Origin of the sequence: Actinoplanes octamycinicus (assembly GCF_014205225.1) — a bacterium.
Lineage (GTDB): Bacteria > Actinomycetota > Actinomycetes > Mycobacteriales > Micromonosporaceae > Actinoplanes > Actinoplanes octamycinicus.
Map to the genome: position 1 here is coordinate 497,729 of NZ_JACHNB010000001.1, position 16,160 is coordinate 513,888.

General features: G+C 71.7%; 14 protein-coding genes. 6 read left to right on the top strand and 8 right to left on the bottom strand.

Going from position 1 to position 16,160, the window contains the following annotated elements; all coding sequences use genetic code 11:
* The first annotated feature begins 62 nt into the window (after positions 1-62).
* Complete coding sequence (locus tag BJY16_RS02105; RefSeq protein ID WP_239177888.1) at positions 63-1,049, top strand: LLM class F420-dependent oxidoreductase; 987 nt, start codon at positions 63-65, stop codon at positions 1,047-1,049.
* Positions 1,050-1,343: 294 nt separating this feature from the next.
* Positions 1,344-2,042: an ArsR/SmtB family transcription factor gene (locus BJY16_RS02110; RefSeq protein ID WP_185037445.1), complete on the top strand. Its 699-nt coding sequence runs from the start codon at positions 1,344-1,346 to the stop codon at positions 2,040-2,042.
* Between the two features lie 440 nt (positions 2,043-2,482).
* On the opposite strand, the gene BJY16_RS02115 is transcribed toward BJY16_RS02110, so the two are convergent.
* A complete protein-coding gene (locus BJY16_RS02115) occupies positions 2,483-3,082 on the bottom strand; it encodes a PadR family transcriptional regulator (RefSeq protein ID WP_185037446.1) in 600 nt (199 codons plus the stop codon).
* A gap of 123 nt (positions 3,083-3,205) precedes the next feature.
* Between BJY16_RS02115 and BJY16_RS02120 the strand changes: the two genes are divergently transcribed.
* Positions 3,206-4,045 carry a GNAT family N-acetyltransferase gene (locus tag BJY16_RS02120; RefSeq protein WP_185037447.1) on the top strand — a complete coding sequence of 280 codons (840 nt, stop codon included), beginning with the start codon at positions 3,206-3,208 and terminating at the stop codon, positions 4,043-4,045.
* Positions 4,046-4,096: 51 nt separating this feature from the next.
* Here the strand turns inward: BJY16_RS02120 and ispG are convergent, their stop codons facing one another.
* Genes ispG through BJY16_RS02140 form a run of 4 tightly spaced genes read right to left on the bottom strand, consistent with a single transcriptional unit; the run spans position 4,097 to position 8,280 of the window.
* Entirely contained in the window at positions 4,097-5,269 is a 1,173-nt protein-coding gene (ispG, locus tag BJY16_RS02125; protein WP_185046225.1) for a flavodoxin-dependent (E)-4-hydroxy-3-methylbut-2-enyl-diphosphate synthase, read from the bottom strand.
* An 8-nt stretch (positions 5,270-5,277) separates the two neighbouring features.
* Positions 5,278-6,564 carry a M50 family metallopeptidase gene (locus BJY16_RS02130; RefSeq protein WP_185037448.1) on the bottom strand — a complete coding sequence of 429 codons (1,287 nt, stop codon included), beginning with the start codon at positions 6,562-6,564 and terminating at the stop codon, positions 5,278-5,280.
* Positions 6,564-7,772, bottom strand: coding sequence for a 1-deoxy-D-xylulose-5-phosphate reductoisomerase (gene dxr, locus BJY16_RS02135; protein WP_185037449.1), 1,209 nt, complete (start codon positions 7,770-7,772; stop codon positions 6,564-6,566). Before dxr ends, BJY16_RS02130 begins: the two co-directional genes overlap by 1 nt.
* A gap of 19 nt (positions 7,773-7,791) precedes the next feature.
* A complete protein-coding gene (locus BJY16_RS02140; protein WP_185037450.1) occupies positions 7,792-8,280 on the bottom strand; it encodes a YcxB family protein in 489 nt (162 codons plus the stop codon).
* A 53-nt stretch (positions 8,281-8,333) separates the two neighbouring features.
* On the opposite strand from BJY16_RS02140, the gene BJY16_RS02145 reads away from it, so the two are divergent.
* Together BJY16_RS02145 and BJY16_RS02150 are read left to right on the top strand one after the other, a co-directional pair.
* Positions 8,334-9,158, top strand: coding sequence for a YhjD/YihY/BrkB family envelope integrity protein (locus tag BJY16_RS02145; RefSeq protein WP_221502197.1), 825 nt, complete (start codon positions 8,334-8,336; stop codon positions 9,156-9,158).
* Positions 9,155-10,735, top strand: coding sequence for a phytoene desaturase family protein (locus BJY16_RS02150; RefSeq protein WP_185037452.1), 1,581 nt, complete (start codon positions 9,155-9,157; stop codon positions 10,733-10,735). The genes BJY16_RS02145 and BJY16_RS02150 overlap by 4 nt, the downstream gene beginning before the upstream one ends.
* Before the next feature lie 928 nt (positions 10,736-11,663).
* Here the strand turns inward: BJY16_RS02150 and BJY16_RS02155 are convergent.
* Entirely contained in the window at positions 11,664-13,229 is a 1,566-nt protein-coding gene (locus tag BJY16_RS02155; protein WP_185037453.1) for a Rieske 2Fe-2S domain-containing protein, read from the bottom strand.
* 146 nt (positions 13,230-13,375) lie between these two features.
* Here BJY16_RS02155 and BJY16_RS02160 point away from each other — a divergent pair, with 146 nt between their 5' ends.
* Positions 13,376-13,612, top strand: coding sequence for a DUF2631 domain-containing protein (locus tag BJY16_RS02160; protein WP_185037454.1), 237 nt, complete (start codon positions 13,376-13,378; stop codon positions 13,610-13,612).
* 58 nt (positions 13,613-13,670) lie between these two features.
* On the opposite strand, the gene BJY16_RS02165 is transcribed toward BJY16_RS02160, so the two are convergent.
* Complete coding sequence (locus BJY16_RS02165) at positions 13,671-14,930, bottom strand: DivIVA domain-containing protein (protein ID WP_185037455.1); 1,260 nt, start codon at positions 14,928-14,930, stop codon at positions 13,671-13,673.
* Positions 14,931-14,967: 37 nt separating this feature from the next.
* Positions 14,968-16,143, bottom strand: a complete 1,176-nt coding sequence (rlmN, locus tag BJY16_RS02170; protein ID WP_185037456.1) for a dual-specificity RNA methyltransferase RlmN — start codon at positions 16,141-16,143, stop codon at positions 14,968-14,970.
* Positions 16,144-16,160: the final 17 nt, after the last annotated feature.

Below are 16,160 nucleotides of genomic sequence, written 5' to 3' on the forward strand. Positions count from 1 at the left end.
GGACGCGGGGATAATTCACAGGTGGTGGACATCACGCCGAAGCGGACGGCAGGATCAGGGGCATGTCGATGCGCTGGGGCATGACCGTGCCGCTCGGCGGCGTTCCGCTGGCCGATCACGCCGCCGTCTTCACGACGCTGGCCGACGCCGGGTTCACCGACGCGTGGACCGCCGAGGTGGCCGGGACCGACGCGTTCACCCCGCTCACCCTGGCCGCCGCGTGGGAGCCCCGGCTGCGGCTGGGCACCGCGATCGCGCCGGTCTACACCCGCGGGCCGGGCCTGCTGGCGATGACCGCGGCCGCGCTCGCCGAGACCGCGCCCGGCCGGTTCCAGTTCGGCATCGGCGCGTCCTCGCCGGTGGTGGCCGGCGACTGGAACGCCGCCGAGTTCGTCAAACCGTTCGCCCGCAGCCGCGACACGCTGCGCTTCCTGCGCGCCGCGCTGGCCGGCGAGATGGTCGACCAGGCGTTCCCGACGTTCACCGTGAAACGGTTCCGGCTGGAGCGGCCGCCGGCCGTCCCGCCGCAGCTGATGCTCGCCGCGCTGCGCCCGCAGATGCTGCACCTGGCCGCCGCCGAGGCGGACGGGGTGATCCTGAACTGGCTGGCCGCCACCGACGTGCCGACCGCCCTCGCCGAGACCAAGGAGGCCGGGCCGGACTTCGCGGTGGCCACCCGGATCTTCGTGGTGCCGACCGACGACGCCGGCTACGCGCGGACCCTGGGCCGGCGGTTGATCACGTCGTACCTGACCGTGCCGGCCTACGCCGCCTTCCACCGCTGGCTCGGCCGCGAGGAGATCCTCACCCCGATGTGGCAGGCCTGGGAGCGCGGCGACCGGAAAGCCGCGCTGGCCGCCATCCCGGACTCGCTGGTCGACGAGCTGGTCGTGCACGGCTCCCCGGACGTGGTCCGGTCCCGCGTGCGGGCCTACGCGGACGCCGGCGTGACCATCCCGGTGATGGCCCTGCTCCCCACCCCGGAGCTGGAGCGCGGCGGCTTCCCGGCGCTGACCGAGCTGATCACCGCCCTGGGCCGCCCCGCCTGACCGGGCTTCTTCGCCGCCCGGCCCCCCGACCGAGCTGTGCACCGCCCCGGACCACCCGACCGAGCTGTGCACCGCTCCGGACCACCCAGCCGCCTGCCCGGGCTGATCACCGTCCTTTGCTCGCCGCCGCCTGACCGGGCTGATCACTGTCCTTGCGCGCCGCCGCCTGGCCGGGCTGATCACTGTCCTTGCGCGCCGCCGCCTGGCCGGGCTTGGTCACTGCCCGCGGTCGCTGTGCGCCCGGAGCGCCGTGGTTCGGCCGGGGCCGAAGTGTCCGGGCCGGAGAATGGCGGCATGACTGATGCGGCGGGGCTGGCGGCGTTCGCGGCGCTGCTGGCCGATCGGACCCGGGCGGCGATGTGCCTGGCGCTGCTCGACGGGCGCGCCTGGACCGCCGGTGAGCTGGCCGCGCACGCCGGGGTGGCGCGGTCGACCGCCACCGAACATCTGGACCGCCTGATCGGCGGCGGGTTGCTGACCGAGGCACGGCAGGGGCGGCACCGGTACGTCCGGCTCGCCGACCCCGGGGTCGCCACCCTGCTCGAGGACATCACCGCCCGCCTGGAACCGGCGGTGTCCCCGCCTCGCGGCCTGCGCGCGGCCACCGCCGACGCCGCTCTGCGCCGGGGCCGGACCTGCTACGACCACCTGGCCGGCCGGCTCGGCGTCGCGGTCACCGACGCCCTGACCGGGGCCGGCATGCTGGACCGAGCCAACGGTTTCGCGGTCACCGCGTCCGGGCTGTCCTGGCTGACCGACTCGCTCGGCGTCCCACCCGATCAGCTCCGGCCCGGCCGGCGCCCGCTGGCCCGCGACTGCCTGGACTGGACCGAACGCCGCCCGCACCTCGGCGGGCTGGCCGGCGCCCGGGTCTGCGAGACGTTCCTCTCCCGGCAGTGGCTGACCCGCATCGGCTCCGGCCGCGCGGTCCGCCTCACCGTGGCCGGCCGCGCCGCCCTGCACGACCTGCTCGGCCTCGCCGACCTGGACTGACCACCTGCCGGCCAGCCCGCACGGCCAGCGAACCCGCACGACGCGGCGCCGCAACCGGACGACGGGAGCGGGTCAGCCGGTGCGCGTCAGCGAACCCTCAGGAGTGGCGACGCAACCGGACGACAGGGGCGGGCAAGCCCGTGCGCGCCAGCGAACCCTCAGGAGCGGCGACGCAGCCGGACGACGGGAGCGGGCAAACCCGTGCGCGCCAGTAGACCCGCGCGAGCGGGGACGCAACCGGACGGCGGGGCGGGCAGCCCGTGCGGGTCAGCGGACCCGCACGAGCCGCGCTGCGGTCGTGCGGGGGCCGGGCCTCGCGGGCCGACGACCACGGGGCTCCGAGTCGTACCGGAAAAGAAAGAACCGCAACCACCAGGGTTGCGGTTCCTCTCGGCGGACCTGATCACGGTCGGCCCGGGATGTGTTGTGGCCGGACCGGCTCACTCGGCGTCGGCGAGGATGGCGTAGAGCTTGCGCTTGGTGTCGTTGAGGACCTGGAGCGCCTTCTCCCGCTGCTCCGGCGTGCCGTTGAAGCCGACCTGCTTGAGCGCGCTGAAGATGCCGACCGCCGCGTCGCGGAAGTCCTGCACCTGGTTGAGGGTGTCGTCGCCGAACTGGGCCCACGGCGGGTTCTGCGCGGCGGCCTCGGCCTCCGGGCGGCCGTCGGCGGTGAGCTGGTAGCTCTTGCGGCCGCCGCCGGCGGTCGCCTCGATCAGCCCCTCGTCCTCCAGGAGCTGGAGGGTCGGGTAGATCGAGCCGGGGCTCGGGCGCCACAGACCGTTGGTCCGGGCGTCGAGCTCCTGGATCATCTCGTAGCCGTGCATGGGGCGCTCCAGGAGCAGCGCGAGGACGGCGGGCCGGACATTGGGCCGGCCGCGGCCGCCGCGCCGGCCACCGCCGCGGCCGCCGAACTCGCCGGGGCCGAACGGGCCGCCCGGACCGAAGCCGCCGGGACCGCCGGAGCCACCGAAGGGGAATCCGGGCGGGAAGCCGAAACCGCGCATGCGACGTCCGTGGTACCCCTCGTGTTGGAACCTCATGATCTTCTCCGTTCTGTCGTCGATAGTAAGACGATATATCGGCAACGTGTCGGCGGCAAGGCTTTCTGAACTCATGGGGTTGCCATGCGTGTCGGCGGCCCCGGATCTGGCAATGTGGTAGCTGTGTTGACGGTGCCCATTCGCCAGCTCGGTGAGCCGGAGCGCGCGGCGGTCGAGCGGATCCTGGACGCCGACCCCTACGCGGGCGCCCAGATCGCCGAGCGGGTCGCCGCGCACGGGCTGAACTGGTGGCGTTCCGACGGGCGGATCTACGGCTACGAGCCGGGCCGCCGCATCGAGTCGATCATCTGGTCCGGCGCGCACCTGGTGCCGGTCGGCGCCACCGCGCCGGCCGTGGCCGCCTTCGCCGACCTGCTCGGCGCCGAGCCGCGGATCTGTTCGTCGATCATCGGGCGGGCCGAGGCGGTGCTCGACCTCTGGGACCGGCTGGGCCCGCACTGGGGCGCCGCCCGGGACGTCCGGCCCAACCAGCCGCTGCTGGTCACCGACCGGGCGCCGATGGTGCCGGCCGACCCGGAGGTGCGCCTGGTCCGGCCGAGCGAGGTGGATCAGCTGTTCCCGGCCGCGGTGGCGATGTACACCGAGGAGGTCGGGGTGTCACCGCTGCAGGACGACGGCGGACGGGGCTACCGCCGGCGGGTCGCCGAGCTGGTGAAAGGCAAGCGGACCTATGCGCGGTTCGCCGGCGACCAGGTGATCTTCAAGGCCGAGCTGGCGATCATCACCCGCCGGACCACGCAGGTGCAGGGTGTCTGGGTGCATCCGGAGTTCCGCGGCCGCGGCATCGCGACCGGGGCGATGGCCGCGGTGGTGAGCGACGCGCTGCGACGGGTGGCGCCCACGGTGAGCCTGTACGTGAACGACTACAACACCCCGGCCCGGCGCGTCTACCAGCGGTGCGGCTTCGTCTCAGCCGGCTCCTTCGCCACCGTCCTGTTCTGACCGCAGGAAAAAGGGCCCCGCCGGACGGCGGGGCCCTTCTCATGACTTCGGCTAATGCACCGTGACGGTGGGGCCGGGGAGCAGCTCCCGCAGCTCGTCGGGGAGCTCCGCGCCCATCTCGTCGGCGAGCCGGAGCGCCTCCTCGACCAGCGTCTCCACGATGATCGACTCGGGCACGGTCTTGATCACCTTGCCCTTGACGAAGATCTGGCCCTTGCCGTTGCCGGACGCCACGCCGAGGTCGGCCTCCCGGGCCTCGCCGGGACCGTTCACCACGCAGCCCATCACGGCCACCCGCAGCGGCACCGGGAAGCCGTCGAGGGCCGCGGTCACCTGCTCGGCGAGCGTGTAGACGTCGACCTGGGCGCGGCCGCAGGACGGGCAGGAGACGATCTCCAGGCCGCGCTCGCGCAGGCCGAGCGACTCGAGGATCTGCTGGCCGACCTTGATCTCCTCGACCGGCGGGGCGGAGAGCGAGACCCGGATGGTGTCGCCGATGCCCTCAGCTAGCAGCGCGCCGAACGCCACCGCGCTCTTGATCGTGCCCTGGAACGCCGGCCCGGCCTCGGTGACCCCGAGGTGCAGCGGGTAGTCGCACTGTTCGGCCAACTGCCGGTACGCCCGGATCATCACCACCGGGTCGTTGTGCTTGACCGAGATCTTGATGTCCCGGAAGCCGTGCTCCTCGAACAGCGAGCACTCCCAGAGCGCCGACTCGACCAGCGCCTCGGCGGTGGCCTTGCCGTATTTCTCCAGCAGCCGCTTGTCCAGCGAGCCGGCGTTGACGCCGATCCGGATCGGGACGCCCGCGTCGGAGGCCGCCCGGGCGATCTCCTTGACCTTGTCGTCGAACTGCCGGATGTTGCCCGGGTTGACCCGGACCGCGGCGCAGCCGGCGTCGATCGCGGCGAACACGTACTTCGGCTGGAAGTGGATGTCGGCGATGACCGGGATCTGCGACTTCTTGGCGATCGCCGGGAGCGCCTCGACGTCGTCCTGGGACGGCACCGCGACCCGGACGATCTGGCAGCCGGACGCGGTCAGCTCGGCGATCTGCTGCAGCGTCGCGTTGACGTCGGCGGTGAGTGTGGTGGTCATCGACTGGACGCTGACCGGGGCGCCGCCACCGACCAGGACGCCACCCACGTTGATCTGCCGGCTCTGCCGGCGCGGGGCCAGCGGCGGCGGGGGGACGGCAGGCATGCCGAGACTGATCGCGGTCACAGGCTCACTCACTTGAAGATGGTGATCGGGTTGATGATGTCAGCGGTCGCGGTCAGCAGGGTGAACGCGCCGCCGATCAGGATGACCGCGTAGGTGAGCGGCATCAGCTTGTAGTAGTCGACACGCCCCGGGTCGGGGCGGCGGAACCGCTGGTAGAGCCAGGAGCGGACGCGCTCGAACCAGGCGATCGCGATGTGCCCGCCGTCCAGCGGCAGCAGCGGCAGCAGGTTGAACAAACCGATGAAGATGTTCAGCGAGATGAAGATCTGCCAGAAGATCTCCGGCACGCCCTTCTCGATCGCCTCGCCGCCGAGCCGGCTCGCGCCGATCACGCTGATCGGGGTGTCCGGGTCGCGCTCCTCGCCGGTGATCGAGTTCCACAGGGCCGGGATCTTCTCCGGGATCTTGGCCATCGCGTGGAACGAGTTCTCCACCATGTACCAGGAGAAGTCGCCGGCGCCCTGGAAGGCGGTGACCGGCGTGTACTGCAGCACGTAGGGCTGGTCGGTGTTCCACCCGAGGCCGGCCACCGAGACCGGGACCATGGCGCCGTCCGGGTTGTCGAGCGGAGCCCGGTCGTCGGTGATCAGCTTGACCGTGGTGGTCCGGGTCTGGCCGTCCCGCTGGTACTCGAAGACGGTGTCGCCCTGGGCCGCCCGGATCGCCCTGGTGAGGTCGCCGTAGGTGGCCACCGGGGTGGCGCCGACCTTGGTGATCCGGTCCAGGTCCTGCAGGCCGGCCTGCTTGGCGGGCGGCACGACGGCGCCGTTGACGCCGACCTCGCACGTCCCGCTCGCGGCTTTCTGCGCCTCTTTGTCGAGCGTCTTGAGCACCGACTGGATCGGCAGGCAGTCGTCGACCGAGATGAACGCCGGCGCCTTCGCCTGGTCCTCGGAGGTGGACGGGATGTCGGTGTTCGGCAGGCCGACCGAGACGGCCATCACCCAGGCGCCGGCCAGCGCCAGCATGAAGTGGGTGATCGAGCCGGCCGACATGACGACCGTCCGCTTCCAGACCGGGAACCGCCACATCGCGCGGGGCTGGTCCTCCGGCGCCACGTCGTCGTCCTGCGGCGTCATCCCGACGATCTTGCAGAAGCCGCCGAGCGGGATGGCCTTCAGTCCGTACTCCGTCTCGCCCCGCTGGAACGAGAAGATGGTCGGGCCGAAGCCGACGAAGTACTTCGTCACCTTCATGCCGAAACGCTTGCCAGTGATCATGTGACCCAGCTCGTGCAGGCTCACCGAGATCAGGATGGTCAGCGCGAAAGCCGCCGTACCAAGCCAGAACGCCATCAGGCTCCTTCAGCCACAGTCGCGATCGTCCGCTGCGCTTGGGCGCGCGCCCATGCCTCCGCGGCCAGCACCTCATCGACGGTACCCGGCTCCGCGAAATCGGGGGCCGCCGCGAGCACGCGCTCGAGGGTTTCGACGATGCCCAGAAACGGTAGCCGACCGGCGACGAAAGCGGCCACACACTCCTCGTTGGCGGCGTTGAAGATGGCCGGGCGGCAGCGGCCGGTCCGGCCCGCCTCCTTGGCCAGCTCCACCGCCGGGAACGCGTCGTTGTCCAGCGGGCGGAACTCCCAGTTGTGCGCCATCGTCCAGTCGACCGCGGCGGCCGCCTGCGGCACCCGGTCCGGCCAGGCCAGCGCGAGCGCGATCGGCAACCGCATGTCCGGCGGGCTGGCCTGGGCCAGCGTCGAGCCGTCGAGGAACTCGACCATCGAGTGGATCACCGACTGCGGGTGGACGGTCACCTCGATGTCGTCGTACGGCACCGCGAACAGCTCGTGCGCCTCGATCACCTCGAGCGCCTTGTTCACCATGGTCGCCGTGTTGATCGTGACGACCGGGCCCATGTCCCAGGTCGGGTGCTTGAGCGCGTCCTCCGGCGTGACGTTCGTCAACTCCTCGCGCCGCCGCCCGCGGAACGCTCCCCCGCTGGCGGTCAGCACCAACCGGCGCACCTCGTCGGCCCGCCCGCCGCGCAGGCACTGGGCCAGCGCGGAGTGCTCCGAGTCGACCGGGACGATCTGCCCCGGCTTGGCGATCCGCCGGACCAGCGGGCCGCCGGCGACCAAGGACTCCTTGTTGGCCAGGGCGAGGATCCGGCCGGACTCCAGCGCGGCCAGCGTGGGGCCCAGCCCGAGGCTGCCGACCACGCCGTTGAGCACCACGTCACACGGCCACTTGGCCAGCTCGGTCATCGCGTCCGGACCGGCCACGATCTTGGGCAGTTTGAAGTCGCCGGACGACCAGCCGCGCTTCTGCGCCTCGGCGTAGAAGGCCAGCTGCAGGTCCTGGACGACGGAGGCCGCCGCCACCCCGACCGCCGCGACGCCGAGCTCCAGCGCCTGGGCGGCGAGCAGCGCGACGTTGCCGCCACCGGCCCCGATCGCGACCACCCGGAACCGATCCGGGTTGCGGCGGACGATGTCGATGGCCTGGGTGCCGATGGACCCGGTGGAGCCGAGCAGGACGAGGTCTCGCATGCCGCCCATCTTCCCGGACCGCCCGGCCTCAGGCTCCGCCGACCCTGGCCCGGACGAACGCGGTCAGCGCGGCGGCGTCCTCCGGGGTCAGCCCGTCGGTCGGCACCGCCACGAATCCGGCCGCGCCCACCGTCGTCGCCAGCAGGATGCCGGGCACCTCGGCGACCGTGGTCAGCGCCGGCCAGCGGTACAACTGCTCGATCAGGTCGCTGCTGACCCGGATGCCCTCCCCGTCGACCCGGTAGGTGGCCGGGCGGTCGGCCAACTCGGCCACCCGGACCGCCGTCCGCCGCACGATCCAGGCCGGCGCCAGCAGCAGGAAGACCGCGCCGAGCAGCAGCCCGGCCACCGTGCCGCCACGTCCGCCGAGCAGCAGCAGGAACCCGGCGACCGCGATCAGCAGCACGCCCGTGGTCCGCACGAGCAGGAACGACGGCCGGTAGAAGTGCGCGAGCGCCACCCGGAACCGCCGCAGGTCCGGCTCGGCGGCGAAGGTGAACGCGACATCGGAGGTCATGGACGCCTGATCTTAGTGATCGCGAGCCGTCAACGGGGTAATCGACGACCGTGCTGACACGGGTGTTACGCGGGCGTGATCTCGCCCTGCACGCCGCCGCCGTCACCTTCTACAGCGGCATAGCGGTGGTGCCGATCGCGCTGCTGGGGATCTGGCTGACCGGGCTGATGATCGGCGCGGACCGGGTCCGGCAGCTGACCGGACGGACCATCGCGGCCCTCCCCGACGAGATCGGCGCCCCGCGCGCCCTGGCCGCGCTGATCGACGCCGGCCTGCACCTCACCCCGCTGCTGGCGCTGGCCAGCCTGCTCCCGGCCACGCTGTACGGCGAGGGGCTGCGCCGGGCGTTCGTCTCGATCTACCGGTCGAGCGGCGAGTCCCTGGTCGGCTGGCGCGGTCGGCTGCTCTGGCTGCCGCTGCTGGCCGCCACCCCGGCCCTGCTGCTCGCGCTCTTCCTGGCGCTGCCGACGACCAGCTCGCTGTGGGTCCGCGGCGGCTGGTGGTCGGTGCTCGGCGTGGTGCTCTCCTTCCTGGCCACCTGGCTGCTGCTCACCCCGGTGGTGATCTGGGTCTTCCGGTACGTCGCGCCCGGCCGCCCGCCGTGGCTGCCGACGATCCTGATCGGCTCGTTCACCGCGGCCAACCTGGCCGGCTTTCTGCATGGGTTCGTCCTGTTCTGCTCCCTGCCGCTGAACCTCGGCGCGCCGTTCGGTGGATTCGACGCCATCGGAGGGACAGTCGCGGTCGGCCTGTGGCTCTACCTGTTCCACACGATCGTTCTTGTCGGATTCGCGGCGACACACGCCGTCAAGCCACAGTTATCGGGCGAATCGTCTAGGGCGGACGACACCGACGCGAGGTACCGTCGCTCGGCATGACCCCCATTCCCGACCGCGCCGACGTGGTGATCATCGGAGCCGGTCACAACGGCCTGGTGTCCGCGATCCTGCTGGCCCGCGCCGGGCTCGACGTCGTCGTGCTCGAGGCGGCCGGGGTGCTCGGCGGCGCCACCCGCACCGAGCGCCCGTTCCCCCGGGTTCCCGGCCTCGGCCAGTCCACCGGCTCCTACCTGCTCGGCCTGATGCCGCCGGAGCTGCTGCGCACCCTCGGCGTGGACATCCCGGCGCTGCGCCGCGACCCGCACTACTTCCTGCCGACCCCCGGCCCGGCCGGCTCGCCGTACCTGTTGTTCGGCCGTGACCGGGAGGCCACCCGGCAGCAGCTGGAGACGTTCTTCTCCCTCCGGGACGCGGCCGCCGACGAGGCCCTCGCGGTGGAGATCGGCGCGCTCCGCGCCGACCTGGCCCCGGCCTGGCTGGAGGAGCCGTCCTCGGTCGAGGAGATCGCCGACCGGCACATCCGTCCGCAGCTGCAGAGCACCTTCCTGGACCTGGTGCGCGGCTCGGTGGCCGACTACCTGGCCCGGTTCGGCTTCAAGAGCGAGTTGCTGACCAGCATGTACGCGGTGACCGACGGCCTCTCCGGGCTGACCGCCGGCCCGGACGACCCGGGCACCGGGCACAACTTCCTGGTGCACAACATGTGCCGGCTGCCCGGCGCGGACGGCACCTGGCTGATCGCCGAGGGCGGGATGGGCACCGTCGCCCGGGTCTTCGCCGACGCGGCCCGGGCCGCCGGCGCCCGGCTGTTCACCGACGCCGCGGTCAGCTCGGTGACCCTGGACGGCGGCGCGGCCAGCGGGGTGGTGCTCGCCGACGGCCGCACGATCGGCGCCCGGGTGGTGCTCGGCAGCTGCGACCCCTACCGGCTGATGTCGCTGGTCCCGGAGGGCGCGCTGCCCGCCCCGCTGGTCGACCGGATGGCCGCGGTCAAGCGCCCCGGCACCACTCTCAAGGTCAACCTCGCGCTGCGCGACCTGCCGGTCTTCAGCTGCCTGCCGGCCGGCGCGCCGTCGCCGTTCGGCTCGACGATCCACCTGCTGCCCGGCGCCGGGGACTCGCCGATGGCCGCGCTGCGCGCCATGTGGGCCGACGTGCAGGCCGGCCGGCTGCCCGACGAGCCGACCATCGAGTGGTACCTGCACACCACGGTCGACCCGTCGCTGCGGGACGCCGCGGGGCACCACTCGTCCGCGCTGTTCGTCCAGTCGGTGCCGTTCCAGCCGGCCGGCTCGTCCTGGGACGCCGAGCTGCCCGGTTACGTCGACCGCCTGCTGGCCATCTGCGACCGCTACGCGCCGGGCACCTCCGACCTGGTCGCCGACGTGTTCCCGCTGACCCCGCCGGGCATCGAGGAGCACTTCGGCATCACCGGCGGCCACATCCACCACGTGGACAACACGGTCGCCTTCGACCAGCGCATGCCGTACTTCACCGGCGTCGACGGCCTCTACGCCGGCTCCGCCGGCACCCACCCGGCCGGCAGCGTCATCGGCGCGGCCGGCCACAACGTCGCGGTCCGCATCCTCAAGGATTTGAGCTTGCGTACGGCCTGAGCGCCCCGACAACCGCAGCGGCCCGGTGCCGTGGCCACCCCGCGAGGTGGTCCCGGCACCGGGCCGCACCGCGTGTCGGGGCGGAAGCACAGGTCACGGACTCGCGGTCGGGGTCACAGGCGGCAGCCCGGGCCACGCGTGGTCGCCGCAGCCGCCTGTCAGATCCCCCACTTCCCAGACCCCGCCCACCCAGGGGGAGCCGCCCGATGACAGTGTGACGCGAAAGCAAGATCTTTCGAAGTTGAGCTGTGGACAACACGCTGATGTGGACGACGCGCGGATGCGGAGGACGCGCTGGCGCAGGCAACTACCGACTTAGCCAACGCACGGATGTAGGCGACGCGCGCTGGCGCGAGGAACGCGCGGGACGCGGGCAACAAGGCAGGACGCGGGCAACAAGGCAGGACTCCGGCAACCCGCGGGAAGCCGGCAACAACGCGGGACTCGGGCAACGCGCGGGACCCGGGCAACAACGCGGGACTCCGGCAACCCGCGGGAAGCCGGAACAACGCGGGACTCGGGCAACTCGCGGGACGCAGGCTGACGCGCTAACGCGAGTAACGCGCGGACGCAGGCGACGCCCCAACGCGGGCAATTGCGTGGACTGGGCCTGCCCCGACGCGAGCAATGCGCAGACGCAGGCGACGCCCCCAACGCCAGTAACCCGCTGAGGCGAGCGACGCGCTGACGCGAACGACGGGCGGACGCCAGTAACGCGCTGAGGCGAGCGACGCGCTGAGGCGGGTGACGCGCCGCTGAGGTTGGGCAGAGCCGGCGGGGAACGGCCGGCGGCGTCACCTGTGGCGGCGGGACGATGACCTGCCAGGTGACCTGGGCATCCGCCTGGCCGGCTCGGGGCTGATCGCACGGCGGCGCGCCCGCGGAACGGGTTCCACGGGCGCGCGCCGCGGGCGTACGGAAAGCGGATTTACTGGTTCTCGGTCTTCTGCGCTCGGATCTTGTGGCCGACGCCGGTCAGGCAGCGGCCGGAGGGCAGGTCGAACTTCCAGCCGTGCAGCTGGCAGGTGAGGACGTTGCCCTCGACGATGCCGAAGCGGGACAGGTCGGCTTTCAGGTGCGGGCAGCGGCGCTGCACGGTCCAGTCGCCGAACTGGATGTCCTCGGCGTCGACCGCCTTCTCGTGCTCGTCGTACCAGCCCTCGGCGTACTGCAGGCGCTCCTCGGAGAGGCACTTGAAGAAGGCGTAGACGAACTCGTTGTACTGCCCGATCCGGGCCGCGGAGAAGCGGCAGGACAGGAAGAGCGAGTTGACCCAGTCGCCCTCGTCGATGTGGATCAGGTGCTCGATCAGGGCGCGGCCGGTCTTGAAGCGGTACCGCACCTTCTCGTCGGCGTACTCCCGGACCTGCTTGCCGGGGAAGTCGACCACGATCGACTCGATGATCTCGCCGTCCGGGCCGAACGAGTCGGTCAGGTCGAAGCGGACCGGGCCGCCGACCCCGTTCGCCAGGTAAATCGACTCCTCGAGCAGCGGCTCGATCCGCTTCTTCAGCTCGCCGAGCACGTCGATCTCGGGGTGCCGCCAGGACGCCTTCTCGGCGGCGATGATCGGGGCCTTGCGCTCCCGCATCTCCTCCAGGTGTGCCTTCTTGTTGGCGAAGAACTCGTCGACCGGCATCGGGTGCTCGGTGGTCTGCTTCGTGCCGCCGTCGGTGAGCGTGGTCACGCTGCCCGGCAGCTGGACGACGGCGTTGGTGCCGCCGACCTTCGCGTACTCGGTGAGGAAGACCGACTGGTCGGGGAAGATGTTCCCCTCGTCGCCGTGGATGTCGTTGAACTGCCAGAGGGTGTCGTCGAGGAAGCACGGCGGGCCGGCGATCGGGAAGACGAAATCCGCCTTCAGGTCGTCGATGTAGCGCCAGGTGCGGTCGAACTGCCGCTCCCGCTTCTGCTTGCCGAACGCGGTCTTCGCGTTCTCCGGCAGCTCGTAGACCATCGGGTACCAGATCGCGCCGGAGAACTGCAGCATGTGCGCGTGCACGTGGCCCAGCTCGTTGAACCGGGTCAGGTCGGCCGGGCGGGCGTCGTTCTGGTTCAGCACCCGGATGCCGTCGTGCTCGACCCAGAGCGACGAGTCACCGATCGGGCCGTCGGTCGGGCTGATCAGCGCCTGGATCATGATTTTCAGGCCGCCGTCGAGCTCGTGCACCTCGTCCGACTTCGTCCGCAGGAAGCTGGTGAAGCCCAGGTCACGCAGCTCGTCCTCGAGCTGGCTGGTCGGGTACTCCGGCAGCAGGACGGTGGCCTTCTTGCTGATGAAACGCTTGAGGTGCTCGGCGTCGAAATGGTCCCGGTGCAGGTGCGAGACGTACAGGTAGTCGACGTCGCCCAAGGTCTCCCAGTCCAGCAGGGAGTTGTCCGGGAACGGGAACCACGAGGCGAAGTACGCCGGGTTCACCCACGGATCGCACAGAATGCTGCCCGCGGCCGTGTCGATCCGCATGCTCGCATGGCCGGTGCCGGTGATCCGCACTGTGTCGCTCCTCTGGTTCGGCGCTTGTTCCATCGCGCAGCGCTGTGTGACCGCATCGAAAGTACAGCCGGGTTGCCGGGTTCCGCCCGCCGACCCCGTGACACACTGAGGAGCGAATCACCGGAAGATCGACGAGGAGGGCCGACGTGTCGGCGTTGGAAGAGCACGAGGACGTCTACGCTCCGGACCAGCTGAAGCCGACCAACCGCCGGCGGGCCCAGCGCGGCGCGATCATCTCGGCCGTGGTCCTGCTGATGTTCTTCTGGGGCAACCAGGAGGGCAACACCGAGAAGGTGTGGCTCGTCGTGATCGCGGCCGGGCTGATCCTCGCGGTGATCGGCGACATCGTGCTGCGCAAGGCCGGTCTGCGGCCGAACGACTGAGACTTTCGCTACACGAAAAAGGAGGGCCCGCCGGGCCCTCCTTTTCTCGTCCGGGCCGTCAGCGGCGGCCGCCTCGCAGCAGGATGTCCTTGACCTCGCGCAGCGCGGCGTCGACCTCGGCCTCGAAGTACCCGTTCGGCACCAGGCCGAACTGCAGCATGTCCAGGTCGTTCTCGTTCACCGGCATCGGGCCGCGGCCGGTCATCGCCTGCAGGATGCCCTCGAACAGCCGGTCCACCTGCATCGGGTCGTAACCGCTGCCGAACCGGCGCGGCTGGAACGTGCGGCGCAGCTGGTCCACCCGGTAGAGCTCACCGCCGGGCTCACCGATCGGCGGGCCGAGGTGGGACTGCGGGGGCTGGCCGTACCCACCGGGCGGGCCGCTCATCGGGGCGCCCGGCATCGGCGAGCCCGGCATCCCGGCCGGCTGCTGCTGCTGCTGCATCGGGCCGCCCATCCCGCCGGGCGGCATCGGCGGGCCACCGTACGGGTCGCGCTCCGGCATCCGGATCTCGGCGGTCATGTCGGAGCGGCCGTGCCGGCCCGGCTCGAACCCGTTGTAGGACGTGGGCTCGTCGTAGCCGCCCTGGTCGTAACCCTGGGGGGCGTTGCGCTGCGGCAGCTGCTGCTGGGGCTGGCCGCCGTAGGTGGTCGGTTCGTCGTACCGCCCGCCGTACGGGTCGGGCTGGGGCATCTGCGGGCGCTGCGGCATCTGCGGAGCCTGCGGCGGCATCATCCGGTCGTCGCGGATCGGAGCGGGGATCCGCTCGGTCTGCGCCATGCCCGGGTTGCTCATCGGCGGGCCGCCGAACTGCGGCTGGCCGGGGTTGCCGAACTGCTGCTGCGGCTGTTGCTGCGGGCCGCCGAACTGCTGCTGCGGGCCGCCGAACTGCGGGCCGCCGCCCATGCCGGCGCCGGCCATCCCGTTGCGGGGCATGCCACCCGGGCCGCCGGCACCACCGGACAGCGCCGGCGGGCCGGAACGCTCGATCGAGCCACGGTCGATGGCGCCGGAGCGGTCCGCGGTCAGGCCACCACGCATCGAGTCGCGCATCGGGTCGACCGGGCGGCCGCCCCGCTCCTCGAACTCGGCGAGCTGCCGCTCCACCCGGTCGAGGTGCAGGTCCACCTGCCACTCGTCGTAGCCGCCGAACCGCACCCGGAAGACGACGTCGTGCACCTCCTGCGCACCGACCGGCGGGCCCACCTGCTCACCCGCGAGGGTCGCCTCGACCCGGTCCAGGAAGGCGTCGACCTCGTCGACCTTGTAGCCCCGGCGCAGTGCGCGCCGCCGGAAACGCTGTCCCTGACTCGTCACAACGTCTCCCACTCCGCTCGCTGGGACCTGCGCCCAGTCACTGTGCCACCTCCGCGTCGGCTGCGACGCCCGCGCTCACCTGCGTCAACTCTCCAGCGGCCAGCTGCCCGCAGGCACCGTCGATCTCCCGGCCCCGGGTGTCGCGCACCGTGGTCGACACGCCGGACTCCCGCAGGCGCCGGACGAACTCCCGCTCGACCGGTTTCGGGCTGGCATCCCACTTGCTGCCCGGGGTCGGGTTGAGCGGGATGAGATTCACATGGGCCAGCTTGCCGTGCAGGAGGCGGCCAAGCAGGTCGGCACGCCAGGGCTGATCGTTTACGTCCCTGATCAGGGCGTATTCGATGGAGACCCGACGACCGGTCTGCGCCGCGTAGTCGAACGCGGCATCGAGCACCTCGGCCACCTTCCAACGCTGGTTGACGGGCACAAGCTCATCGCGCAGATCATCATCAGGGGCGTGCAGTGACAACGCAAGAGTCACCGAGAGCTGTTCGGCTATCAACCGGCGCATTGCGGGCACCAAACCCACCGTGGACACCGTGATGTGCCGTTGTGAGAGACCCAGGCCCTCCGGGGCCGGGGTGGTCAGGCGCCGGACCGCCTCGATCACCCGGGGGTAGTTGGCCAGCGGCTCGCCCATCCCCATGAAGACCACCCGGGACAGCCGGGGCGGCGACCCGGTCACCGCGCCGGAGGCGGCGACCCCGGCCAGATAGACCACCTGGTCGACGATCTCGGCGATCGACAGGTTGCGGGTCAGGCCCTGCTGGCCGGTCGCGCAGAACGGGCACGCCATGCCGCAGCCGGCCTGGCTGGACACGCACGCGGTCACTCGATCGGGGTAACCCATCAGGACGCTCTCGACCAGCGCGCCGTCGTGCAGCCGCCACAACGTCTTGCGGGTGGCGCCGTCGTCGCAGGCCTGCTCGCGGACCGGGGTCAGCAGCGTGGGCAGCAGCTCGCTGGTCAGCTTGTCGCGGGCGCCCGACGGCAGGTCGGTCATCTCCGCGGCGTCGCGCACGAGCCGGCCGAAGTAGTGGGTGGAGAGCTGCTTGGCCCGGAAGGCCGGCTCGCCCAGGCCGGTCACCGCCGCCTTGCGCGCGGCGAGATCGAGGTCGGCGAGGTGGCGCGGAGGCATGCTGGGACGGCGGCGGGTCGGCACCGCGTCGGGCTGGTCGGGACTGATCGGGATGACCGGAAGAATCGTCATGGCGTATCCAGTCTCCC